Origin of the sequence: Paenibacillus cisolokensis (genome assembly GCF_018403665.1) — a bacterium.
GTDB classification, from domain to species: Bacteria; Bacillota; Bacilli; order Paenibacillales; family Paenibacillaceae; genus Paenibacillus_AH; species Paenibacillus_AH cisolokensis.
In genome coordinates, this window is sequence record NZ_BOVJ01000150.1 from 1 (window position 1) to 1,382 (window position 1,382).

At 39.0% G+C, this 1,382-nt stretch carries 2 protein-coding genes; one reads left to right on the top strand and one right to left on the bottom strand.

Annotated elements, in window-relative coordinates:
- Positions 1–159 precede the first annotated feature (159 nt).
- Positions 160–1,104, bottom strand: coding sequence for a DUF4062 domain-containing protein (locus PACILC2_RS19595; protein ID WP_213530291.1), 945 nt, complete (start codon positions 1,102–1,104; stop codon positions 160–162).
- A 63-nt stretch (positions 1,105–1,167) separates the two neighbouring features.
- Between PACILC2_RS19595 and PACILC2_RS19600 the strand changes: the two genes are divergently transcribed.
- On the top strand, positions 1,168–1,382 hold a 215-nt coding region (locus tag PACILC2_RS19600; RefSeq protein WP_213530293.1), incomplete at its 3' end, for a transposase.

The window sequence follows — 1,382 nt, forward strand, 5'->3', positions numbered from 1 at the left end:
TTTGCTTCCTCCAACATTTGAGGCGTTTTGCAAGGTAAATTCGGTCTTGATTTTGCTGACGGGTGTGGTAGACTTCATCTAAAAGGTGCTCCTTTCTTTGTAGGTGATGTTCTGGACAAACACCATTCTACCAAAGAATTGGAGCCCTTTTCTTGTTTTTCAGACGATGTTACTTTCGAAATTCAGGATTAATTCATTTAAGGACAAAGTTGCAGAACCTCTATTTCCGCTCAACTGGCTAATAATATGTCTCTCTAAATCGGTTATTTCTTCAAGTGGTTCCAAGATGTCTTCCATGAATACAATCCCTTCGTGAGTAATGCTAATGCCGCCTCCTAATGTCACAAATTTTAATAACCCTTCTTCTTTAAGAAACTGAGCAATTTTATCGGTTTCATCACCAGAAAAACCAATTTCACTTCCCAATTCAGACATATTTACAATTGAATTTTGTCTACCATCAGTTGCTTTATATAATGAGACTAAGAATTTAAGGTACTTACCTTTTATTCGCTTATGAGGATTAACTGGAATATATCTTGGAGTAGGCGGTTGACCAAATGAATTTCTTTGTTCCATTTCCTGTTTTAATGTTGAAATTTGAGCCTCTAATTCCTTGATGATTTGTGATACGTCATTGCCCCTTACCCAACCAGGTAAGTTGGGATGTAATTGCATAATTTCTGTCAGGGCCCCCTGAATAGCTAGCTTAATATCCTTACTATCGTTGAAGAATTTAGACATATGGGAAAGTACTTCTTTTTTAAACTCTTCGTATTTGGCATAGTTTTGCCTTTCGATAAAGTCAATATTTTGTTGCCCCTTTATCCTTAATGCCTCGTCGGAAATTACAACGGCAAACCTTGGTTTACCAGCTTGTCCAGCATACTCGTATTCCCAATGGGTATAGCTTTTATCTGTGATCGGTTCAATACTTCCGTATCTGCCACCCAAAATAAGCAAATAAACATCAGATTCATCTATCCAACGTTGAATGGTATTTTTCTGTGTTTCCGATCCTGCTTGGAAAAGTTCCATCCCAGCAGGAAAGTTGAGTCCGTATAATTGTGTAAATGGTAGTTTACTGAAAATAAAGGGAGCCATAATCCCAATCCCTCAGTTAGAATGATGGTGTCTAAGCAACATTCTTCAGGAGGAGATTCAGATATGGCTCAATACCAGATTAACGTAGATTCTCAACTTTTGCATCAACTTTTCTTAGGAAACACCCAGGATTCCGGTGTTGCAAAATTGCTGGAATCGGTACTGAACCAAATCTTACAGGCGCAGGTGACGGAACAATTGGAGGCACAGCGTTATGAGCGTACCGAAAACCGGCAAGGTTACCGCAACGGCTCCTATGTAAGCGTCAAATATTCCCC

Bases quoted from the DNA above. Each gene is read 5' to 3' on its own strand.
- PACILC2_RS19595 (WP_213530291.1), bottom strand. From the start codon at position 1,104: ATGGCTCCCTTTATTTTCAGTAAACTACCATTTACACAATTATACGGA.